Annotated in this window: 17 protein-coding genes and 1 pseudogene; 3 read left to right on the forward strand and 15 right to left on the reverse strand. The window is 70.3% G+C overall.

Annotated features, from left to right (window positions below):
• Nucleotides 1–76 precede the first annotated feature (76 nt).
• From ACH34S_RS13040 to ACH34S_RS13095, 12 genes are all read right to left on the reverse strand, one after another.
• Nucleotides 77–2,479: a CoA transferase gene (locus ACH34S_RS13040; protein ID WP_395952816.1), complete on the reverse strand. Its 2,403-nt coding sequence runs from the start codon at nucleotides 2,477–2,479 to the stop codon at nucleotides 77–79.
• Entirely contained in the window at nucleotides 2,479–3,756 is a 1,278-nt protein-coding gene (locus ACH34S_RS13045; protein ID WP_395952817.1) for an acyl-CoA dehydrogenase family protein, read from the reverse strand. Before ACH34S_RS13045 ends, ACH34S_RS13040 begins: the two co-directional genes overlap by 1 nt.
• Nucleotides 3,749–4,903: an acyl-CoA dehydrogenase family protein gene (locus ACH34S_RS13050; RefSeq protein WP_395952818.1), complete on the reverse strand. Its 1,155-nt coding sequence runs from the start codon at nucleotides 4,901–4,903 to the stop codon at nucleotides 3,749–3,751. The genes ACH34S_RS13045 and ACH34S_RS13050 overlap by 8 nt, the downstream gene beginning before the upstream one ends.
• Entirely contained in the window at nucleotides 4,900–5,772 is an 873-nt protein-coding gene (locus ACH34S_RS13055) for an amidohydrolase family protein (RefSeq protein ID WP_395952819.1), read from the reverse strand. The genes ACH34S_RS13050 and ACH34S_RS13055 overlap by 4 nt, the downstream gene beginning before the upstream one ends.
• Nucleotides 5,773–5,781: 9 nt before the next feature.
• Entirely contained in the window at nucleotides 5,782–6,951 is a 1,170-nt protein-coding gene (locus tag ACH34S_RS13060; protein WP_395952820.1) for an amidohydrolase family protein, read from the reverse strand.
• A 98-nt stretch (nucleotides 6,952–7,049) separates the two neighbouring features.
• A complete protein-coding gene (locus tag ACH34S_RS13065) occupies nucleotides 7,050–8,750 on the reverse strand; it encodes a class I adenylate-forming enzyme family protein (RefSeq protein ID WP_395952821.1) in 1,701 nt (566 codons plus the stop codon).
• Nucleotide 8,751: 1 nt separating this feature from the next.
• Complete coding sequence (locus tag ACH34S_RS13070; RefSeq protein WP_395952822.1) at nucleotides 8,752–9,270, reverse strand: hypothetical protein; 519 nt, start codon at nucleotides 9,268–9,270, stop codon at nucleotides 8,752–8,754.
• A 10-nt stretch (nucleotides 9,271–9,280) separates the two neighbouring features.
• The gene (locus ACH34S_RS13075; protein ID WP_395952823.1) at nucleotides 9,281–9,985 is read right to left on the reverse strand and encodes an ABC transporter ATP-binding protein; all 705 of its coding nucleotides are present in this window, start codon (nucleotides 9,983–9,985) and stop codon (nucleotides 9,281–9,283) included.
• Nucleotides 9,982–10,707, reverse strand: a complete 726-nt coding sequence (locus tag ACH34S_RS13080) for an ABC transporter ATP-binding protein (protein ID WP_395952824.1) — start codon at nucleotides 10,705–10,707, stop codon at nucleotides 9,982–9,984. The genes ACH34S_RS13075 and ACH34S_RS13080 overlap by 4 nt, the downstream gene beginning before the upstream one ends.
• Complete coding sequence (locus ACH34S_RS13085) at nucleotides 10,704–12,947, reverse strand: hypothetical protein (RefSeq protein WP_395952825.1); 2,244 nt, start codon at nucleotides 12,945–12,947, stop codon at nucleotides 10,704–10,706. The genes ACH34S_RS13080 and ACH34S_RS13085 overlap by 4 nt, the downstream gene beginning before the upstream one ends.
• A 4-nt stretch (nucleotides 12,948–12,951) precedes the next feature.
• Nucleotides 12,952–14,340, reverse strand: a complete 1,389-nt coding sequence (locus ACH34S_RS13090) for an ABC transporter substrate-binding protein (RefSeq protein ID WP_395952826.1) — start codon at nucleotides 14,338–14,340, stop codon at nucleotides 12,952–12,954.
• A gap of 71 nt (nucleotides 14,341–14,411) precedes the next feature.
• Nucleotides 14,412–15,242 (reverse strand): enoyl-CoA hydratase/isomerase family protein, encoded by an 831-nt coding sequence (locus tag ACH34S_RS13095; protein WP_395952827.1) that lies wholly within the window; start codon nucleotides 15,240–15,242, stop codon nucleotides 14,412–14,414.
• Nucleotides 15,243–15,551: 309 nt separating this feature from the next.
• On the opposite strand from ACH34S_RS13095, the gene ACH34S_RS13100 reads away from it, so the two are divergent.
• The 3 genes from ACH34S_RS13100 to ACH34S_RS13110 all read left to right on the forward strand — a co-directional run bounded on the left by ACH34S_RS13100 (nucleotide 15,552) and on the right by ACH34S_RS13110 (nucleotide 17,801).
• Nucleotides 15,552–16,079, forward strand: coding sequence for a DoxX family protein (locus ACH34S_RS13100; protein WP_395952828.1), 528 nt, complete (start codon nucleotides 15,552–15,554; stop codon nucleotides 16,077–16,079).
• Between the two features lie 188 nt (nucleotides 16,080–16,267).
• Nucleotides 16,268–17,254: a zinc-binding dehydrogenase gene (locus ACH34S_RS13105; RefSeq protein ID WP_395952829.1), complete on the forward strand. Its 987-nt coding sequence runs from the start codon at nucleotides 16,268–16,270 to the stop codon at nucleotides 17,252–17,254.
• Nucleotides 17,255–17,318: 64 nt separating this feature from the next.
• Nucleotides 17,319–17,801 carry a DUF1579 family protein gene (locus tag ACH34S_RS13110; RefSeq protein ID WP_395952830.1) on the forward strand — a complete coding sequence of 161 codons (483 nt, stop codon included), beginning with the start codon at nucleotides 17,319–17,321 and terminating at the stop codon, nucleotides 17,799–17,801.
• Here the strand turns inward: ACH34S_RS13110 and ACH34S_RS13115 are convergent.
• From ACH34S_RS13115 to ACH34S_RS13125, 3 genes and pseudogenes are all read right to left on the reverse strand, one after another.
• On the reverse strand, nucleotides 17,785–20,502 hold the full coding sequence (locus ACH34S_RS13115; protein WP_395952831.1) for an ATP-binding protein: 2,718 nt from the start codon (nucleotides 20,500–20,502) through the stop codon (nucleotides 17,785–17,787). The genes ACH34S_RS13110 and ACH34S_RS13115 overlap by 17 nt on opposite strands.
• A 73-nt stretch (nucleotides 20,503–20,575) precedes the next feature.
• A pseudogene (locus ACH34S_RS13120) lies at nucleotides 20,576–20,650 on the reverse strand (acyl-CoA dehydrogenase family protein); the annotation flags it as partial.
• Nucleotides 20,651–21,739: 1,089 nt separating this feature from the next.
• The gene (locus ACH34S_RS13125; RefSeq protein WP_395952833.1) at nucleotides 21,740–22,291 is read right to left on the reverse strand and encodes a hypothetical protein; all 552 of its coding nucleotides are present in this window, start codon (nucleotides 22,289–22,291) and stop codon (nucleotides 21,740–21,742) included.
• Nucleotides 22,292–22,744: the final 453 nt, after the last annotated feature.

A 22,744-nucleotide genomic window follows, 5' to 3' on the forward strand; every position in this document is an offset into this window, starting at 1 on the left:
GAACCGATCCGCGCGACGTCCCCCCGCAGATGATCTCTCGCAGTGAGCTCCCGCATGATCTCCCGCAGGTGATCCGTCAGCCGGCAGGCGGGCGCTTCGCCTGGAAGAGGACCGCGTCGGCCAGCAGCCGCTTCACCTCTCGCTCGGTTAGCCCCAGGGTGTCGACCGCGATGTCGACGGTGTGCTCGCCCAGCAGCGGCGCGGGCGTGAGGATCGGCGCCGGGAGGCGGGCCGAGCGGAAGGCGCCGCCTTCGAGGACGACGGGGCCGAAGTGCGGCTGGTCGTAGCGGACCGGGTATCCCCGCGCGGACAGGTGCGGATCATCGGCGACGTCGCTCGGATACATCAGGTGACCGGCCGGGACTCCGTGGGCCTGGAGGTGCGCCATGACCTCGCGGTCGGTGCGCGTGCTCGTCCACTCCCCGATGCGCCGGTCCACCTCCTCGGCCCGGGCGCGGCGGCCGGCCTCCGTCCGGAGATCCTCCGTGGCCCAGGCCGGGTCGCCGAGCGCGGCCACCAGGTTCGCCCAGTCGGTGTCGTCCCGGACCGTGATCACGCACCACCGCTCCTCCCCCGCGCACCGGTAGACGCCCCAGGGCGAGCCTTCGGGCGAGTCGTTCCCGGCCGGCCGCACGCCGCCCGGCTCCAGCGACTCGCGCAGGTACAGCTCGGCGAGCAGGTTGATCCCCACTTCGGCCTGGACGAGGTCGATGTGGCGGCCGGAACGGGACGGGCCCAGCAGGCACGCGGCGACCGCCAGCGCGCCGAGTCGGCCCGCGACGTGGTCGGGGAAGGCGAGGTTGGCGCCGATCGGTTCCGGCAGGTCGGGATAGCTCCAGAGGTAGGTCAGCCCGCCCGGCGGCTGGGTGTTCGCACCGTAGCCGCGCCACTCTCGCCACGGGCCTGAGGGGCCCATCATCTGGCTGCTGAGCGTGATCAGCTCCGGGTTGGCGCGACGCAGCTCGGCGAGGTCGATCCCGAACCGGGCCAGCGCGCCCGGAGCGAGGTTCTCCACGAGCACGTCGGCCTCGGCTGCCAGGCGCCTGAGCAGGGCGGCGCCGCGCGGGTCGGAGAGGTCCACCCCGAAGCTGCGCTTGCACCGGTTCGTCGAGATGAACGTCGGGGCCATGCCGGACGCGCCGCCGAGCTGGCGCAGCAGGTCCGGATGGTTCGGCGACTCCACCCTGATGACCTCCGCGCCGTACTCGGCGAGCAGCCGGGCCGTCTCCGGCGCGGCCCCGGCGACCCCGAGATCGAGCACCCGGACGCCCTGCAGCGGCCATGCCGCCGAGCCGGGCCCGCTGCAGGGCACCCGGAAACCGCGGGGCCGGTCCTGCCATTCGCACGTCGACACGGATGGCAGTTCGCTGGCCGGTGCGCGGAATCCGGCGCGGGTCCCGTCGATGCTCCAGTAGCCGGCGGCGTACCGGCCGGTCCGGTCACCGACCGGCCCTCGCGCGAAGGTGCCCGCCTCGGCGTACTGCACGGCACCCAGCACATCGGACGGCCGCAGGACCGGTGTGACGGGAATTCGCCTGCGCTGGCCCTCCTCGGACGCCTCGACCATGGTCAGGCCCGCGAAGAGGCGAAGGAGGTGCGGTTTCAGCTCCTCCCATCGCGCGACGCGCGTGGACAGCGCGTCGAGGGCCGGGTCACGGAGTTCGGGCGGGTCGCCCATCCACTCCCGGAGCCGTCGCCATTCCACGGCGGCGAGCACCGCGACGCGGACCATGCCGTCCTTGCACGCGACGACCGGCTGCGACTCGCCGCCCCCGCTGCGAATCTCACTGACCTGCTGACCCGTTTCGCGCAGATGGACGGTGTTGGGCAGTGCCCAGTCCGTCGTCTGCTGCAGCGCCTCGATGACCGACACGTCAAGGTGCTGGCCAGCACCGGTGCGCCGCCGGTCGTGGACGCCCATCAAGGCGGCGAACGCCGCCATGACGCCGGAGATGTCGTACGCCATCGAGGCGGGCGGAAGCACCGGCGGGCGATCGGTCGTGCCCGCCTTGTAGAGCATCCAGCCCATTCCGGCCAGGACCGCGCTCGTGCCGGTGTAGCCGCTGTAGGGTCCGGTGGCCCCGAAGTCGGAGACCGAGACGATGGTCAGGTGCGGGTGGCCGGTATCCAGCGCCGCGACCGGAGCGGGCAGCAGATCGCCGGCCTCGGCGCCGCTCTCCAGCAGGAGATCCGCGCCCGCCAGCAGGCGGGCGATGCCCTGCCGGTCCTGTTCGCTCGGATCGCGGAGGCGCACGACGCGTTTGTTCGCGTTCCGGACGGCCCACGCGAGCGACAGCGGGTCGATACCGTCGTCCGGGCCTGAGGAGGTGTCGGCCTCCCCCGAGCGGGCGACCTCGATCCGGATGACGTCGGCGCCGAGGTCCGCGAGCAGCCGGGCGGCCAGCATCGCGCGGGAGTCCGAAAGGTCCAGGACGCGCAGACCGTGCAGGGGCATCGCCATGCCCTCGGCGGCGGCCATCAGCCCACCTTGCCGGACCAGGTCAGGGCCTCCCGGACGACCTCCCGGAACGGCCGCTCGCTGTCGAAGGACGGTTCCCGCGGCAGCCCGAGGACGCGTTCCCCGATCGAGTTGCGCTGCATCTCGACGGTCCCGCCGGCGATCGACAGGAAGCGGCAGTTGAGCAGGTCGGTGGCCGCGCGCGCGCCGGGCGAGTCCGCGTGCTGCCAGGTGGACGCCCCGCCGTCCGCGATCTCCAGGGCGAGATCGGCGCGGACCGGGTCGTAGAGCCCGGACGCCAGCTTGCCGTACGAGGCGAGCGCGACCGCCCTGTGCGAACCGCCGCGCATCAGCCCCGCTATGCGCCGGGACAGGTGGTGGCGGACCACGTCGTCGACGTGGGCGGTGGTGATGAGCCGCCGGGCCTGGGGGTCGTCCAGCCGGCCCACCGACTCCGCCAGTTCGCGCAGGTCGGGGGCGACGTCCCGGGCGTCGGGCGGGTCCGTCGCCGCGGCGTCGCCGCCGCCCCGTTCGAACATCAGCATGGTCTGGGCGACCGTCCAGCCGTCGTTGAGCTCCCCGATGATGTCGGCGTCGGTCAGCTCGACGTCGTCGAAGAACTCCTGGCAGAACTCGGCGTTGCCGTTGATCTGCTTGATGCGCCGGACCGTCACGCCGGGTGCGTCGAGGGGCACCATGAACCACGTCAGGCCGCGATGCTTGGGGACGTCCCAGTCCGTCCGCGCCAGGCACATGCCGTAGTTGGCGTAGTAGGCGCCGCTCGTCCAGATCTTGGATCCGTTGAGCACCCAGCGGTCTCCGTCGCGGACGGCCTGCGTGCGGACGCCGGCGAGGTCCGATCCGGCCTCGGGGTCGGAGAAGAGCTGGACGATCAGCTCCTCGCCGGAAAGGACCCGGGGAATGTGCGTTCTGAGCAGTTCCGGCGAGCCGTGGGCGAGGATGGTCAGGCCGCAGACGCCCATGGTCGTGCCACCGGCGATTCCGAGGTCGGGCATCACGAAATGGGCGGCCTCCTGCGCGAAGGCCCGCTCGTAGGCCTTGGGCAGGCCCTGCCCGCCGTACTCCGCCGGCCAGGAAATGCCCGCGTAGCCGGCGTCGTACACCTTGCGCTGGAGGGCCTGCTGCTCAGCGAGCCGCTCCGGGCTGAAGTCGTCGTCCACGGCGAACGAGAACCGGGACGCGGCCGCCGGGCCGCGCGGCTCCATGTTCGCCTCGAGCCAGGCCCTCGCCCGCGCTCGGTAGTCCGCGAGCTCGGCGGACTCCTCCGTCTCAGACATTCTCTTTCACCGTTCCAGTCCCGGCCTGCTCCCAGAGCCGGTCGCGGTGCCAGTTCGGACTCCCGAAAAGGTAGGCGTCCGATGCCAGGCGCCGTAGATACAGATGCTGGTCGTGTTCCCAGGTGAAGCCGATGCCGCCGAGCACCTGGAAGCAGTTGTGCCCGGCCTCGATCGACCGCTCGCCGACGAACGCCTTGGCGACGCTGGCCAGCGCGTCGCCGTCCGGGGCGCCGCGGCCGAGGGCCTCGGCCGCGGCCGCGACGATTCCCTTGGCCATCTCCACGATGAGGCTCGTGTCCGCCAGCCGGTGCTTCACCGCCTGGAAGGAGCCGATCGGGCGGCCGAACGCGATACGGGTCTTCGCGTACTCCACCGCGATCTTCAGATCGCCGTCCATCGCGCCGACCGCCTCGGCGGCGGCCAGGACCGCGGCGATGGAGAACTGCCGCTCCAGGACATCCCGAGCCGTGGCCGGGCCCGCCGAGCCTGCCGGGCCCGCCGGGGTCAGCAGGTTGGTGACGGGCACGGCGACGTCGTCCAGGCGCACGTCGAAGAAGCGGCGGGTCACGTCCAGCCGCTCCAGCGGCACGAGGCTCACCCCGTCCGCCGGCAGCGGAACCAGGACCTGGGCGGCGTCCTCGGCGAGGGTCACCAGCAGCCACGCGCAATCGTCCGCGTCCTGCACCGCCGCGAGGGTGCCGGACAGCACCCACTCCCGCTCGCCGCGCCGGACGGACAGCGCGCCCGCCCCGGCCACCGCCCAGGTCGCGGCGGCGTTCCCGGCCATGAGCGCCGTGCGCACGTCGGCCCGGTGCGGATCGGCGCCCGCCACCGTGAGCGCGTGGACGACCACGCTCGTGCCGACGAACGGTCCGGGCTGCAGGCGGGCGCCGTGCTCCGCCGCGATGAGAGCGGCGTCGACGACTCCGTTGCCCGAGACGCTGCCGCCGCCGAGTTCCTCCGTGCTGAGCAGGCCGTAGCAGCCGAGGTCGGCGAGCTTCCGGCGCAGGCCCGGGTCGCTCGGGGCCGCGCCTTCGGCCCGCTCGCGCACCGCGGCCATGGGACAGCCGGCCTCGATGATCCGGACGACCGCGTCGAGCATCATGCGCTGGTTCTCGTCCGCCTCCGGCAGCAGGCCGACGCTCATGGCGTCACCGGCCGGGCGTCCGGGCCGAGCGCGCCGTGTGGTTTCTCCAGGCGGTCGAAGAAGAACCGCTGCGCGTTGCCGTACAGGTAGTTGTCCAGGACCTCGGGCGGGAGGTCGAGGCGTTCCGCCTCCCCGACCGTGCGCGTGATGGACAGGATGGGGGCGTCGGACGCGAAGATGATCTTCGTCTTGCCGCGGGTCCGCATGTAGTCCAGCAGTGCCCCGGGCAGGTACTTCGGCGCCCACGCCGACGTCATCAGGTGCAGGTTCGGGTATTTGATCATGAGGCGGACGGCGATCTCCCACCAGGGGTCGGCGCCATGGATCATGCACAGCCTCAGCTCCGGGAACCGGACCATCACCCGGTCGTAGTAGATCGGGTTCTGCGCCTCCCCGGGTATCGGCGGCCCGGGCAGCCCGGCGTTCATGCAGAGCGGCAGATCCAGCTCGCAGCACTTGACGTACAGCGGGTAGTAGACGGCGTTGTCCGGAGGGTACTGGCCGTCGCCCCAGAACGCGGGGCCCGCCGACGCCGTGGCGACCGGATAGTCGGCCACGAAGGATTCGAGCAGGCGGAGCGCCTGCATCGGGCGCAGCAGGTCGAAGCCTCCCGCGGTCAGGGCGAACCGGTCCGGCCGCGCCTCGGCGAACTTGATGGCCGAACTGTTCCGGTCGTTGACATTGCCGGTGAGGATCGCTCGTTCGACGCCGTTCGCGTCCATCTCGTCGAGGACCTGCGACATTTCCCATTTGCGGAAGATGGCGTCGTCCTGCTTGAAGTACTCGTTCTTGACCCGGTGCATCCACGCCGGCTGCTCGGTGTCGCCGAAATGGACGTTGATCAGGCAGTCGTGTGCGCGCTTCGCCATCTGGTCGGCCTACAGCCCCGGCTCGACGCCGAGGTAGGTGATCACGTTGTCGCGCATGATCTTGCGGACGTCGGCGGCGGAGAAGCCCGTGAGCTCCTTGGTGAAGCTGACCGGGTCGGCCAGTCCCTCGCCGTGCGGCCAGTCCGAACCGAAGAGGATCTTGTCCACACCGATGGTCTCGGCCAGCTTGACCAGGTCCTCCTCGTAGTACGGCGAGACCCAGACGTTGCGGCGCAGGACGTCCAGCGGGTCCTCCGGGAACCACGCCGGGTACTGGTTGGCCCGCTTGCGAAGGCGCTTGGCGAGGATCGCGACCCAGTCCGAGCCGTTCTCGATGCTGGCGACGCGCAGCGCCGGGTGCCGGTGGAACACCCCGTCGGTGATCATCGACGCCATCGTGTCGTAGATCGCCCGGTCGTCCACGAGGATCTGGTCGAGCGGATTGAGCTTGCCGAACGGCTCGAACTCCGAGGCGCCGCCCCACGCGGCGGAGTAGGTCAGGTAACCGCTGTCGCCCAGGTGGAACGCCACCGGCACGCCGGCCTCGGCGATCGCGGCCCAGACGGGGTCGTTGGCGGGGTGGCCGAAGGAGCGCGGCCCGTCGATCGACGGGATCGGCGCCGGCCGCAGGTGGATGAGCCGCGCGCCGCGATCGAGCAGCGACCGCAGTTCCACCAGGGCCGCGTCGGGATCGGCCAGGGAGAGCAGCGGCGCGCCGAAGATGCGGTCCTGGTAGGAGAACCCCCAGTCCTCTTCGAGCCAGCGGTTGAAGGCGCCGATGCAGTGCATGGCGGCCTCGGGGTCGTGGCGCAGGCCCTGCTCGACGCCGACGCCCATGGTCGGGAACAGCAGCACCGCGGCCAGGCCCTGCTCGTCCATGACCTGGAGGCGGCTGTCGCGATCCTGGTACTCGGGGTGGATGCGCTCCACCTCAGGCGGTCCAGCCGGCGCCTCGCCGCGGAACATCAGCTCGACCGACCCGGGGACGATCACGGGGTCGAAGGTCGGGTTGGGGATGAAGTGGTTCACCCTGCCCGCCACCAGGATGTACACCCGCTTGCCGTCGCGCAGGACCTGGACGCCGCGGCGCGCCATCTTCTTGTCCTGGTAGCGCGTGAAGGCATCGAGCGTCTCGTAGTAGTGGTTGTCCGCGTCGAACGGCTTGTAGTCGAGTTCCATGCCGCCTTCCCCTCCATCGTTGTCCGAAATAACTATATTTAGATTCTGGTTCTTGTCAATGAGGCGAGGTGGTTCCCTCCCCATCTCCCTGGTCGTCGCTAGGCGAGCGCGCCCTGCTCGATCTGCCGGCGCAGCACCCGCCTGACGAGCTTCCCGCTCGCCGTGCGCGGCAGCGGGCCCTCGACGAGGTACCAGTGGGTGGGCACCTTGTAGTGCGCGAGCCGCTCGCCGCACCACGCCGTCAGCTCCTCGGCCGTCACCGTGGCGTGCCCCTCCTCCCCGACCGACACGACGGCGCAGACGGCGTCTCCCGTGATCTCGTCGTCGACGGCGAACACCGCGGTCTCCACGACCTGGGGGTGCGATTCGAGGACGTACTCCACCTCGGTCGGCGACACGTTCTCGGCGCTCACGAGGATCATGTCCCTGGCTCGCGAGTCGATGTAGAGCAGGCCGTCCTCGAACCGGGCGATGTCCCCCATCGCGAGCCACCGGCCCGGTTTGATCGCCGCGGCGGTCGCCTCCGGATCGTCCCAGTAGCCGAGCATGATGTACGGGCTCCGCACATGGACCTCGCCGTGCTCCCCGTCCGGCACCGGCCGTCCGTCGGCGCCGCGCAGCTCCACCTGCGTGGTGAAGGTGACGCGCCCGGTCGAGTGGGCGTGCTGGGCGAACTCGGGGCCGGAGATGGCCGCGACGACCGCTCCGCCTTCGCTGCTCGTGTAGCCCATGCTGAGCAGGGCGGACGCGCTGGGGAAGGCGCGGCGCAGGCCGTCCTGCACCGCCGGGCTCACCGGCGCGCCGCCGACCCCGAGGATGAGCAGGCTGCTGGTGTCGTACCGGTCGATCGCCGGGCAGTTCGCCACCCGCGTGGCGGCACTGCCGAGCGGCGACCACGACGTCACCCGTTCCCGCTCGATGATCGCCAGGACCTTCTCGGGATCGAAGCGGCCCGGGACCAGCACGAGCTCGGCCCCCTTCGCGAGCAGGGCCATCATCCCGCCCTGCACCATCGTCATGTGGAACAGCGGGGCGGTCGTCAGCGTGACGTCGTCGCTCGGCGGAAGCTCGTCGCCCGCCTTCGGCACGGGCGCGCCGTACGCCGCCATCCCGCGCACCTCGGCGAACTGGGTGAGCTGCGAGAACCCGCAGGCGCTCCGGTGCGAGATCATGACCGCCTTCGAGCGCCCGGTCGTGCCGCTGGTGAAGATCAGCAGAGCGGGGTCGTCCTCGTCGACCGGAACGGGTGCGGGACGCTCGCCGGCGTGGCGCGCCACGATCCCCGGCAGCTCGCTCATGTCGAGCAGCGGCACGTCGAGGCCGGCGGAGCGCGCCGCCGCGAGCCGCCGATCGTCCCCGATGACCAGCCGCGGGCCGGTCAGCTTCACCGCGTGGGCGTACTCGTCCGGGGTCCAGAGGCTGTTGAACGCGGCCGGAAGGGCGCCGGCGCTGGCGGCGGCCCAGAAGGAGACGACCCACTCCCACCGGTTGGCGGCGCAGATGGCGACCCGGTCGCCCGGCCGGATCGCGTAGTCGCGCTGCAACGCGGAGGCGAGGGCGTCGACGTGGGCGAGGTTGGTCGCGTAGTCGAGCCGCACGTCACCGTCGACGAGGTACGTACGGTCTCCGAAACGGCGCGAGGCCTCCAGGAACTCGCGCAGCGACCGATGCCTGTTCTTGAACACCACCATGCGCTCGCCGAGGACCTCCTCCTCGGCGACCTCGAACAACATGCCAGGAGCCGTGATCTTGGCGGTGAGCTCCGCGAGCGTCTCCGCGGGCGTGCCGGGCGAATCCATCTCAGGCTCCGGCCGGGTCGTCGTCCGGACCGGACGCGGGCTGCCGCTCGTGGACGGGGTGCCGCTGCTCGTAGATGACTCGCAGCAGCCAGTAGCGCATGAACCTGGTCATCGAGTTCCGCGCGTAGACGACCGAGCCGAGCACGCCGAGCCCGACCCCGAACAGGGCGAGGACGAGCATCTCCATCTGGTCGCGGATGTCGCTCTGGCTCTGGGTCTTGACGAAGCAGACCAGGATGACGACCAGCCCGGCCACGGCGCCGACCAGGCCGACGGTGGCGAACCGGCCGTCCAGCGGGCCGCTGTTGTTGCTGATCTTGAGCCGGGCGAGTTCGGCCTCGAACCGTTCCCGCCCGGCGGTGGACATGACGCCGCCGCCGGCCGGTGACGGGTCCGTGCCGGGTGACCGCGAGGCGGGTGCGTCCGCGACGTCCGCGACATCCGGGGTGTTCGCGTCGTCGGCGACGTCTGCTACGGGAGCCGTTTTCCGGGGGGTCGATGGCTGGCTGACACTGGTCATGTTTCCTCCGTTAGCGGCTTGCCGCCAGGTAGAGCCCGGCTAGATCTTCTGCGAGGTCGCGGGGGTGCCCGCTCCTGACGACCGTTCCGTGCTGCATCACGATCGCCGCGTCGGCGAGGCCGAGCACGTCGTGGACGAACTGCTCGACGAGCACGATCGACACGCCCTGCGCCGCGACGGCCCGGACGTGCTCGTACAGCTGCTCGACGACCATCGGGGCCAGGCCCATCGACAGCTCGTCGACGATCAGCAGTGCCGGCTGCCGGGCGATCGCCCGGGAGAGCGCGAGCATCTGCTGCTCGCCTCCCGACATGGTCCCGGCGAGCTGCTTGCGGCGTTCGTACAGGCGCGGGAAGGCGTCGTAGACCCGGGCGCGGGCCTCCCGCCCGCCGGTTCCCCAGGCCGAGAGCTTCAGGTGCTCCTCGACGCTCAGCCGGGGGAAGACGCCGCGCCCCTCGGGCACGACGCAGACCCCGGCCCGGGACAGCTGGTCGGCCGACGCGTTGGTGACGTCCCGGCCGCAGAGTTCGACCCTGCCGTTGGTCGGCCTGAGCAGCCCGGCGATGACCTTGACCGTCGAGGTCTTGCCGGCTCCGTTGGGCCCCAGCACGGCGAGGACGTGCCCCGCCTGAAGGGTGAGGTCGATCCCGTGCAGGACCTCGATCTGCCCGTACGCCGCGCTGACTCCGCGCAGTTCCAGAATCGGTGTGGTCATCGGCGGACTCCCAGGTAGGCCTCTTGCACGGCGGGCATCTCCTGGATCTCCGCGGGGGTCCCCTGCGCCACCAGCCGGCCGTGGTCGAGCATGGCGACGCGGTCGCTCAGCCCCATGACGAACGGCATGTCGTGCTCGACGAGCACGATGGTGAGCCCGTCGGAGTCCACGAGTTCGCGGAGCAGGGCCGAGATGCGGTCGCTGTCGTAGCTGGACAGGCCCGAGGACGCCTCGTCGAGCAGCAGCAGTTTCGGCCCGGCGGCCAGCGCCCGCGCCAGCTCCACGAGCCGCTGCGTGCCGGTCGGCAGCGCGTCGACCGTGGCCGAGGCGACCTCGGACAGCCGGGTGCGTTCGAGCAGTTCGTCCGCCACCGCGCGCGGTGAGACGCCGCGCTCCCACCGGCGGCGCGCGTCGGCCGCCACGAGAATGTTCTCCCGTACCGTGAGGGTGCCGAACACCTCCAGACGCTGGAAGGTGCGCGCCAGCCCGCGGCGTGCGCGGCGGTGCGGTGGCATGGAGGTCACGTCCCGGCCGGCCAGCGTGACCCGTCCCGCCGTCGGGGCCTGGATGCCCGCGATGACGTTGAACAGCGTGGTCTTGCCCGCGCCGTTCGGGCCGATGATGCCCATGATGATCCCCGCCGGGACCGAGAGTGACAGCTCACTGACGGCGGCCAGGCCGCCGAAGCGCACGGTGATGTCATCGACGTCGAGCAGCGTCATCGCAGCACCTTCTCCATGCTCGGGACCCCCAGCCGGCGGTCCAGCGCGTGTGCGGTGACCCTCGTCAGGGGCACGGTGATGCCGACGGCCGGGCCGTCCGCGCCGCCCGCCGCCGGGTCGCCGTGCACGCCCCCCTCGGCGGACCGGCGGCGGCGCTCGGAGATCGCCGCTCCGAGCACGTCCGCGACCAGGTACAGCAGGATCGCCAGGAGGAAGCCCACCGCACCCGGCAAGTTGTACACGACGCCTATGAAGGCGCCTGCGAACAGGCCGCCCACCCGCATGACCGTGGCCAGCGGGTCGTGCTTGGCGTGCTCGACGATCTCGACGATCTGGCCCCGCGGGACGCTCACCAGGGCGAGCGCGGCCAGGCCGGGTCCGGCGAGTTCGAGCGCGTTGGTCCAGCCGCCCACGGCCCAGTCGTGGATGACGATCACCAGGGCCGCCGAGGTCAGTCCGGCGACGATGGGCGCGGAGCTCAGCCCGACGCCCCAGATCGCCAGCGTGAGGACGAGCGCGAGACCGGCCACCATCGGGAACTGCTCCTGGCTGGCGAACCGCTGGCTCAGCGCGAGCAGGCCGCCCCCGATCCCGGACACGATCCCGGCGATGGCGAACACCGCGGCCTTCGTCTCCAGCAGGCTGATGCCCAGACAGGACGCCGCCGCCTCGCTGTCGCGCGTGGCGACGACCTGGCGCCCGAAGCTGGACGCGCGGAGCCAGGTCATGCCCAGGGCGATCACCACGTAGATCACGGTGGCGAACACGATGAAGGCCTGGGGCGAGTCCAGCCCGAAGCCGAGGATCGAGGGCCGGTCGAGCCGGCGGTACTGCCCGAAGATCTCCGGCTGGAGGAATATCAGGTTCGACATCACCAGCGCGAACGCGATCGAGCTGAGCGCCACGTACAGGCCGCGGAGCCGGAGCGCGGGCAGCGAGGCGACGATGCCGACGACGCCCGTGACCGCTCCGGCGAGGAGCAGTGCCAGGACTCCCGGCATGTGCTCCTGGAACCGCCAGGTGGCCCATGCCCCGACTCCGGCCAGCGCGTACGGGGCGAAGAACGGGATCCCCGCCCAGCCGAGGAGGGGCACGAGTCCGAGCAGGATGACGCCGGCGACGATGCCGGTCGTGAGCCTGCCGGCGTTCACGTCCGACAGCAGCGGCCCGGCCGCCACCGCGGCGCCCACGAGGACGACCGCTCCGACGAGCGCGCTGCGCCGGCTGGGCTGCTTCTCCATCTTGAACGTGCGCACGACGCGCCCGAGATTGATCTTCTGCTGCGGCAACAGCAGCAGCGCGACGAACAGCAGCAGCGCCGGAAGGACGGTCGGCAGTTTCGCCCAGCGTTCCCCGAAGTCGAGGAAGGTCGTGGAGAACGCGACGATGAGGCCGACCATGAGCGCGCCGACGTAGGTCATCGGCAGGTTGCGCAGCCGGCCGATGACGGCGGCGGCGAACGAGTCGACGATCAGCAGCGACAGCGTCTCGGCGCTCATGTTGCCGATCTCCGGCGCGATGAGGATTCCGGCCAGGGCCGCGCACATGCACCCGATGACCCACGAGATCGACGACACCCGCCCGGGTTTCACGCCGTGCAGCGCGGCCAGGTCCGGGTCGTCGACCACCGCCCGCATGGTGATCCCGAGCCGGGTGTGCAGCATCAGGTGGCGCAGCGCGATCGCCACGACGATGGCGACCGCGATGGTGATGATGCGGTGCCAGGTGAGCAGGACCCCGGCGACGCGGATGCCGCCGTCGCCGCCGAGGGCCGCGATGGGGTAGGACTGGTTGGGGTCCCAGAGCCAGGTCGCGGTCCCCAGCAGCGCCGCCATCAGGCCGACGGTGCCGATCAGCTGGGTCGCCAGGGGTGCCCTGGCGAGCCGGCGCATGAGGAACCGGTCGAGGAACAGCCCCATGGCCGGTGCGATCCCGAACAGGACGACGACCAGCGCCAGCGTTCGCGGGATCTCCTGGTTGACGGACAGTTCCCAGTACAGGAAGGCGCACATCATGCCGATCGCGCCCTGTGCGAGGTTGAAGACCCCGGTCGTGGAGTGGATCACCACCAGGCCGGTGGCGCTGATGGCGTAGATCCCCGCGATCGGCAGCGCGAACAACACCACTCGCAGCACGTTCTCGGTGGTGATCGGTGTGCCCGCCCACGCGGGGGCGAGCACACCGGCCATCGCACCGACGCAGATGAGGGCGAGTGCCATGCGGCGGGCCCGTTGCGTCATGGCGTCAGCCCTTGAAGGCCGTGGCCACGTCGATGTTGATCTTGTCGAACCCCTCGCACCGCATCGTGCCGGGCTGCTGCGGGTGGATCCGCTTGAAGCCGCCGCCGTCCTGAGCCTGGACGATCACGATGCATTCGGCCGGAAGCTTCGCCGAGGGCGTCGACTTGCTGACCATCCCGCGGTTGTCGAAGTCCTTGACGGCCGCCAGCGCCTTGAGCAGGCTCGCGCGGGTGAGTCCGTTCGGGCCGCTCGCCTTCACGGTGTCCTCGACGGCCTGCTGGAACAGGCGGGCCGACACCCAGGCGCTCTGGGCGAAGGTGTTCACCTCTTTCACCCGCGTGGTGAACTCCTTGATCTCGGGGTTCTGGCCGGCCTCCTCGTAGGGGATGTTGCTGATCTGCACGTAGGTGCCGGCCGTGACCTTGCCCCCGGCCTTGGTGTAGGCCGGGTCGTAGCAGGCGCCCACGCAGTACCACATCTTCGGTGTGGCGCCCTGCACCGCCGCCTCCTTCTGCAGGAGGAGGAAGCTCGGCCAGGTCGACGCGTTGTAGCCGAACGTCGACTTCTTGTCGCGCATCGTCGTGGCGGCGGGCGTGTAGGCGGACTGCGGGTCCTTGCCGTTCGCGCCGGCCTCGATGTCCGCGGCCAGGCCGTAGGTCTGCTCCAGGTTGCGGATCTGCGAGATCACCGCCTGCGAGTACGCCGCGGCCGTGGTGGGCACGAGGTAGAGCCCGTGCTGCGCGCCGCCGCCGAGCTGCTGCTTCATGAAGCTCCCGACGGCCTTGGGCACCTCCACGTCGCGGGCTCCGGCCGCGACCGGGCAGGGCACGCCGCTCCCGTACATGGGGAAGCTGGTGGGGTTGCAGGTGTGGACGGGCAGGATGGTCAGCCCGGGCACCTCCGGCAGGCCGGTCTTCGCCCCGTTCTTGTCCACGCAGTCGGTCAGCGGTGTGACGTCGGCGACCGACAGCGCCGTGGTCCCGACCGCGGCGAACGTCTTCTGGCACGCGTCGACGTAGCCGTTGCGGGCCTCGTCCGGCGAGAGCTTGGAGTCGTAGGTGCGGACCTCGACCTTCCGGCAGGCCAGCCCGCCCTGCTTGTTGAGCATGTCGGCCCAGGCCTTGACCGCCTCGACGGCGCCGTTCGCGAGGCCGGGGATGGCCGTCGACCCGGTGTCACCGATCATCTCGATGGTGATCTTGTCGGCGGTGATGCCGATATCGGTCGATTTCAGGGTGGTGCCGGAGCACGCGGCGTTGGACGGGCCCGACGCGGCACCCGCCGGGGCCGGGGCGCCGATGCCGCCGCCGGCGCCGCCGCGCTCCCCGCTGCCGCACGCGGTGGCGAGCAGGGCGAGGGCGGCCGTCACCGTCACGAGGGTCTTCTTACGCATCGTCTGGCCTCCGAGACGATCAGGTCGGGCTGGGGTCGCTCCGGCTCTTCGCCGAGCCGTGATCCGTGGGTTCATGCGCCGGTGAAGTTCGGCTGCCGGCGCTCGATGAAGGCGCGGACGCCTTCGTGCATGTCGCCGGTGGTGAACGCGATGTGCTGTGCCCGCGCCTCCTCCTCCAGGGCCTGCTCGAAGGAGAGCTCGCCGCCGTCGTCGATCAGGCGCTTGATCAGGCTGAGCGCCGTGGTGGGCCCGGCGGCGAGCCGGCGGCCCAGGTCGGTGGCGACCTTCAGCAGCTCCTCGGGCGGGACGACCTCGTTCACGAGCCCCCACACCAGGGCCTGGTCGGCGCCCACCATGTCGCCCAGCATCGTCATCTGCTTCGCACGGCGGACGCCGATGTGCCTCGGCAGCGTCCAGGAGCTGCCGCCGTCCAGGGCCAGGCCGCGCTTGACGAAGATCTCGCAGAACCTCGCGCGGTCGCTGGCCACGATGAGGTCGCAGGCCAGCGCGAGGCCCAGCGAGACTCCGACGGCCACCCCGTCGACGGCCGCGATGGTCGGCTTCGGCATCCGGTGCAGCCGGTTGATGATCAGATTGACGTTGCGCATCTCGTGCAGGGTCGCCTGCTGCCTGTGGCCGGTGAGCCCGGTCTTCTGGCCGTCCGCGTCCTCCTTCAGGCCACCGGAAAGGTCGGCGCCGGAGGAGAAGTTCCCGCCGGCTCCCGTGAGCAGCAGCGCACGGTCGTCCGGATTGTGGGTCACCTCGTCCAGGATCAGGTTCAGGTCCTGCCAGTTCTCCGCGTTGAGCGCGTTCTTCGCCGCCGGACGGTTGAACGTGACTGTCACGAGCCCGTCGGAACGCTCCACAAGGGTGGAGCCCGACAGGCCCGGTGAATGCCTCATTGGCGGCTCGGTCGATGTCATCCCGCTCTCCCATCCGGGGTGTCAGCGCGTAGCGCAGCCCTCGTCCCCAGCACGCTGCGGACGGACGCATGAGGTGTGGTTGCTGTCACACTTGCGGCGTGACGTTAAACCAGAATCTGGTTCTCTGTCAATGACCGTTCGGCGACACACCTCGCGCGCTATACCGAGGGACCCATCGACGGCGAGCGCAACACCTTGACTGAAAGTAGAATACAGTTCTATGTTGATCGAGGCTGACCGGCCGCGATCGCGACGCCGAACCACCGGACCATGGGGAGCGAAGTGGGCGTGGAGTCTTCGACCGACCTGTCGCTACTGGTGCTGCGCATGGGGCTGGGCACGGTCTTCATCGCCCACGGCTACAACCACATCTTCGGAGGCGGCAAGATCGCCGGCACCGGACGCTGGTTCGAGAGCCTGGGGATGAGACCCGGAATCCTGCACGCCTGGTTCGCGAGCCTCACCGAGCTCGGCGCGGGCGCGCTGCTCATCTTGGGCCTGGCCACTCCCCTGGCCTGCGCCGGCGTGGTCGGCACCATGGTGGTCGCCTGGGTCACGAACCACCTCAGGAACGGGTTCTTCATCTTCCGGCCCGGTGAGGGCTACGAGTACGTCATGACGCTGACCGTCATGGCGGTCGGGCTGGCCGGAAGCGGCGCCGGGGGATGGTCGATCGACCGCCGGCTCGAATGGTTCCAGCCCGGCGGCTGGTGGGGCCTGGCCATCGCGGCCGTCCTCGGAGGCGGCGGCGCATTCCTCTTGCTGGCCGCGTTCTGGCGCCCGCCCAAGCCACCGGCGGCACCACTCGACCATTGATCCCGGGCTCGCCGGTCTGGACCTGCGCGGGCGTCACCGTCGACCTGCAAGGACAGCGAACCCGCCACGAGATCCTGGATCCGGGCCGGCGGGCCTTGACCATGCGCTGGATCTGGTGGTGCGCGCGGTATGTTGCGATCTTCAACTGCGGCTAGGCATGGGGGCCAGGAATGCGTGCATTGGTTTATGTGGCGCCCACTGAGCTGGTGGTCGGTGAGGTCGCCGAACCGGAGCCGGGTGACGGTGACGTCGTACTGACGGTGGAACTGGCCGGGTTGGGCGGCAGCGAGGTGCTGGCGTTGCGCGATCCCGGTGCGCGGACCCTGCCGCTGATCATGGGCCACGGGGTGGTGGGCCGTACGCCGGAGGGACGCCGGGTGGCGGTCAATCCGCTGTCGGGCTGCGGGGACTGCGCGCGGTGCACGGCGGGCGTGCCGCAGCGGTGCGCGGGGTGGCGCATGCTCGGCGTCCATCATGACGGCGGGCTCGCCGAACGGGTCGCGGTCGCGCGGCAGGCGCTGGTGGAGATTCCCGACGGCCTGGCGTGGGAGCAGGCGGTGTTCATCGAGCCGTTCGCCAACGCGGTACGGGCCTGGGAACGTTCCGGGGCGACCGGCGGCGACGCGGTGGGCGTCATCGGCGCCGGTGGCCTCGGGCTGGGATGCGTGGCGGCCGCGCGGCAGGCGGGCGCCGAACTGATCGACTGCTTCGAGCCGTCCGACGAACGAGCCCTTGCGGCCAAGGGGCTGGGGGCCACCGGCCGTGGTCCGGTACGGGGCCGACGGTACGACGTCGTCTTCGACAGCGTCGGCAGCGCCGCGACCCGCGCCCTCGCGATCGAGCACACCCGCCCTGGCGGTCACATCGTGCTGCTGGGGTTCGCCGACACCGTCGCGGGGTTCGATCCGGTGGCGTTCATCCGGGCCGAGCATCGGCTCACCGGGTCGTTCGTCTTCGACGACGCGCAGTTCAGGACCGCGATCGGGCTGGCCGGCCGGACCGATCCCGCCTGGGTCCGGGTCTTCGGCCTGGACGCGGCCGCCGCGGCGCTGGAGGGCTTCTCGCGGGGCGACCATTCGATCGTGAAGGCCGCGGTGCGACCGGCCGATCCTCCGAACACGTGGTCGGCACGTAGTGAGCGCGTGGTCGGCACCGATGCCCGTACACCCTCCTGAGCCGCAAGCTGAGGGCACAAGCAGGACGCAGAAGCCCTCACAGGCAAGACGGAAGGAAGCGACCATGTCGGAGAACACCGAGTTCGAGATGCCGACCCCGGATCCCGCCCTGAAGCAGCTCGACTTCCTGGTCGGCAGCTGGAAGCTGAAGGGCTCCACGATCGAGGGGCCGATGGGCCCGGCCACCGAGATCCTCGGCGAGGAGAGTTTCGAGTGGATGGAGGGCGGCTTCTTCCTCGTCCACCGCTGGACCAGCTCCTTCGAGGTCGCCGGAAACGCGGTGGTCGACGCCGGGTACGAGATGTTCGACTACGACCCCGCGACCGGCCGGTTCCGCACCCACTTCTTCAACAGTCTCGGACCCTACGACGACGCGGGCAGCAAGTACCACGGCGGCTTCACCGGGGACGCCCTGGTGGTCGTCGGACCTGCCAGGATCACCCGCACGCCCAACGCCGACGGCACCGTCACGGTCGACTCGGACGTGCCGGTCGGCGACAACACCTGGGCGCCGATGATGAGCTACACCCTCACCAAGACCGGCTGACGCCTTCCGGTACGGCGCCGGGGCGCAGGAGGAGGGTGCGGGCGTGCTCGAAGCGTGCGCCGAGGCGTTCCCAGCCTCGGACGGACGCTTCCAGCGCCGCGGCGTCCCCGGACAGGCGCCATCTGATGCGCTGCAGGCATGCGCCGGCCCAGTCGTTCTCCTCGGTGTCGGCCTCCACCTCGGGCAGGCGCTTCTCGGCTTCGGGCAGTCCGGCGATGACGGCGAGTTCGACGGCGGCGGCATGGGCGTACGGCTCGTAGCGGGCGCCGGGGACGTCCAGGAACGCGCGTTCCAGAAGATCGGCCGCGCCGGCGAGCTCACCGGTGTGGACGGCGATCCGGGCGTCCACGAAACAGGCGAGCGGCGAGAGCTGGGCCTGGAACGGGTCGGGGATGCCGGAGACCGCGCCGACGCGGCCGCGCCACCGCGCCGACAGCTCGCCGTCGCCGAGCAGCCCGTAGGCGAGTGAGGTGAAGTGGACCGCGGCCGGCATCCCGAACACGGGCGGGCCTCCGGCGCGCTGCCAGCTGTCCCACATCGTGACGGCGTACCGCAGCGCCTCCTGGAGATCCCCGGTGAGCACCAGCACCGGGATCACCTTGGCGGCCGGCAGGTAGGGGTGCCGGCCGAGCAGGTCGTCGGCCAGGAGCCGGTGCGCGGCGGCGACCGCGGCCGGCAGGTCGCCCGCGGCGACCGCGTCGGCGCACGCCCCGCTGTAGACGTCGTCGATCTCCGGGGCCGGGTACGGATCGCGGGGGTCCATGCGCGGCAGCAGGGCGAGCCGTTCGCCGCTGAGCCGGTGCGCCTCCCGCAGCCGGCCGGAGGTGGCGGCCGCGGTCCGCAGCACGTCCAGGGCGCCGCTGATCAGTACCGGGTCGGCGGTGGCCGTGGCCGCTTCGACGGCCAGCGCGCCGAGCGCCGGGTCGGGAGCGAGTTTGCGCGGGCCCGCGTCCCACGCCGCCGCGCAGGCCAGATGGGCGGCGACGCCGGGATCGGCGGGGTCGCCCGCGTCCGCCGCCTCCTGGAGCAGGGCACCGAGCCGCTCGTACGGTATCTCCGTGCGGAACGTCGCCGGGAACCGGCCGACCAGCTCGGCGGCCCGGGCCAGCGCGATCGCCTGGGCATTGCCGTCGCCGGCGGTGCGCGCCGCGGCCGCCGATCTCAGCCGCAGCTCGAAGGCGTCGCCGGTGTCGTGCATGACCTGCGCGCAGTCCGCCGCGGCGCGCCATGCCGCGGCCGCGTCCAGTGCCGTGGGGGCCTGTCCGGCGGCCCGCTCGTAGTGCCCTTGGGACTCCCGCAGGAACCGGCGCGCGTAGGCCAGGCGGCTGAGCGAACGCGCCAGCCGGTACGAGACGGGATCCGGCCCCGGGGGTACCGCGGACAGCGCCGCCCGCAGTTCGGCGCCGACGGCGTCGAAGTCCTCGCCCGGCCCGCCGTCCGGTGCGTTCTCCAGTCGCGCCGCCGTCGCCGCGGCCCAGACCAGGTGCCGGTGCCCGACCTCGGCCCGTTCACCGCTGAGGTCGAGCTGCTCAGCGGCGCAGGCGCGGATGGTCGCCAGCATGCGCCACCGGCTCACCGGCCCCCGCTGGTGCATCACCAGGCTCTTGTCGACGAGCCGGCCGAGGACGTCGGCGCCCGTCACCGGATCGACATCGCAGACCGCTGACACGGCCGCCAGGTCGAAGGAGCCGGTGAAGGCAGCCAGCCGCCGCCACAGCACCCGTTCCTCCTCCCCCAGCAGGTCATGGCTCCAGCCGATCACCCCGCGCAGCGAACGATGCCGCACGGTGGGGCCGCGGCCCCCGGCCAGCAGCCGCAGATAGTCGCCCAGCCCGGTGAGCAGGCCGGCCGCCCCGAGGGAGGCGCTGCGGGCGGCCGCGAGCTCGATCGCGAGCGGCAGCCCGTCCAGCCGCGCGCACAGGTCCGCCACCACGGCCGGATCGGCCACGTGGGCGGGATCGGCCGCCAGCGCCCGGTCGGTGAAGAGCCGCTCGGCGTCGGAGTCCAGCGGGAGCGGCCCGATGGGCACGACCCGCTCGCCCGGCACGCCCAGCCGTTCACGGCTGGTGGCCAGGATCGTCGAGCCGGGGCAGGCGGACAGGATCCGCTCGGCGAAGTCCGCGGCGGCGTCCAGCAGGTGCTCGCAATTGTCGAGGACCAGCAACGACCGGCCCCGGGCCAGCCGTTCGGCGATGGTGGCCTCCAGCGGCTGCTGCGGCCGTTCCGACACGCCCAGCGCCTCCGCCGCCGCTTGGGCGACGAACCCGGCGCCGACGGGGGCCAGATCGACGAACGCCCCGCCGAAAGGGAACAAGGAACCGGCCTCGTCGCAGACGACGATCGCCAGCCGCGTCTTGCCGACACCGCCCGGCCCCAGCAGCGTCACCAGCTGCCCGCCGGGCAGCGCGGCCAGGACCGCGGCACGCTCGGCGACACGCCCGATGAACGAGGTCCGCGCCCGCGGCAGGCCGGCCAGCCGTCCCAGCGGCGGCGGAACACCATCGCCGACGGTTTCGGCGAGATCGGCCAGCGCGCTGCGCCCCGCCACCCCGTACTTGCGCAACAGCGACGACACGTGGCCCTCGACCGTGCGCACCGACACGTTCAGGCGCCGGGCCATCTGGGCGTTCGAGAGCCGAAGGCCCAGAAGCGCCAGCACTTCGGCCTCACGCGCGGACACTTCGACGTGATGCTCCCCCACCCGCCCATCATGGCCGAACTTCGCCACATTTAGGACGATTTGCCAGGTTGCGGCCTACGCGAAGGGCAAGTGGCTACTTCAGGAGCTGGCGGGCCATGACCATGCGCTGGACCTGGTTCGTGCCCTCGTAGATCTGCGTGATCTTGGCTAGGTGAGGTCACTACCTGCCGCGGCTCCCCTCCGTACCCGCTTGACCTCTGGGTTTCCCGTTGGGGGTCGTTGGCTGTCGGTGGCGATTTTCGGCTGTCTCGCAGAACTGAAACAGAACTAGCCGCCTCCCATCGGTGCACACCGCACTCCCCGATCACGTTCCACTACGTCACCTTGCGTAGCCGTAGCCACCAAGAATGAGCCGGGCTTCACCGAAGAATCCACGACCCGACGCCGCCCTTGATCCGGACGAAGGAGACGCAAGCCCGCATCTTTCCACGTGGTGCTGTCGGTCATGGCTGGCAACGACCCAGGTAGGGCTGCCTGGTCTGCATCTGTGTCAGCATTCCGCGCTGGCAGTTATTGATCGCCCCGGCTATCGCCGATAACACTCCGGCACGCCGGTACTTGTCCCTGGATTGTCCGCCGGGGACACCGCCCGTTGCGAGAGATGAGCCGCCGCAGCTACAGAACCGTCCATCGATGGCGAGGTCGGTCATGGTCTGGTCGCGCCACGTGCGGGACCATCCCCGGCGTGCGCCGAGAGCACGGACTCGAACCCGCGTCTTTCCCCGTGACGCGGTCGGCCATGGTTGACGATCGTCGAACGAAGACGCCTGAACTGCACCTATGCCAATTTCTCCCGTTGGCCGTTATTGATCAGCGTTGGTTTTCGTTGGGCATATTTCGGGAGTAAACAGGGAGTATGTCACCGACGAGTTGAAAGCGCGTGGGAGGGTCGTCAGCCGTGGCGCAGGCCCGGACGAGTTTGCGGGCGTGGCGTGGGCTGATTAGCCGTGGGTCGCACCGTGAACGTCGAGCCTTGCGTGAAGATGCGGTCACGGCGGCGCGTACAGTCGGACGCTACGTCCACGAGAACGAGTTCCTGCTTGAGATCGATCACGAGCGCGCCAACAGTCCGACCTCCGGCACGGAAAGAATGCGATGACGTTCTGGCGACCCGACGGGCGGTTTTTCTCGAAGGCGACGTGCGGTCACTCGGAGGATCGACTTGGTCGGGAGGCCGGCAAGAGACGGCGTCAGTGACCACGAGGTCGACCGGATGGGCTGGTCGACGATCAGTTGTTTACTTGTATATTTCCTCTACCCTCAGCGAGGAGGGCCAGCCTTCCGGAAAAAGCGGGCAACGCACTCTTCCCTGAAGAGTTCCGATAAGGAAATCCAGCAAACCACTCTCATAATGCCACCACAAACCCCTGAAGATCATAATCGTCCACTTATTGGGGTCGGGATTCGTTAGCCACATACATTTGTCGCCGTTATACGTGTTGCCCCACTGCAGCACGCCGCCAGGCTCCGGGTAAATCGGGAACCGGGGTTGGTACGAGGTCTGACCAAGGTCGTCGATCACGACGACCTCGGGACTCCTGGAAGTTCGTTTTCGCAGGCCCTTAAGCACGTCGTTCATTCCTTGAGCGGCGACCATCGGGTCCGGCCACATGCCAGGGTTGAACCAGGTCAGGAAGCCGTCGAAGTGCAAGGTGGGGTATTTGGCGCACAGTTCTTTGTGTTCTGCCGGGAACGTGAGGCCAAGCTCGGCTTCAAGTTCGCGCCAGCGGACCGGAGGCGGCTGCCCACGCGGTGGCCCTATCAGAGCCTCAAGGTCAGCGCTGTCCACGATTCATCCGATCCGTTCCGTTCACCCTATTTGCGATACACCGGCCAAGAAGATCTCCCGGGCCGACGAGAAGGATTGCTCATCGACCAATCTCATCATGCGCTCTTTTTCCCGCCATTCGAACCGGCGGGATACCCTTCTCCCTTCCGACCAGAATATGTCTTCAAACTCAAACGCGTATCCATAAGCCGTGCCTTTCCACGTAAGCCGGTCGGCCAAGACTGACGAGCGTTGAATGAAAGCCACCTGACCTGCAGCTATGTCAATCTCGTGTGTGGGTGATGATTAAGCATCGTTGCCTCTGGTTGAACATAATTCGGAAGTAAGCGGGGAGGATGGCGTCCTCACCACACAGGTCATGACATGCCTAATGGGGAGCCCTGCTTGGCCCACAGGAAATGTGCACCAGGATCGAGGTGTCGCCCGTCGCAATAGAGTGCGCGTGGTTGCCGA

The sequence above is a fragment of the Actinomadura sp. 3N508 genome (genome assembly GCF_044326375.1).
GTDB lineage: Bacteria > Actinomycetota > Actinomycetes > Streptosporangiales > Streptosporangiaceae > Spirillospora.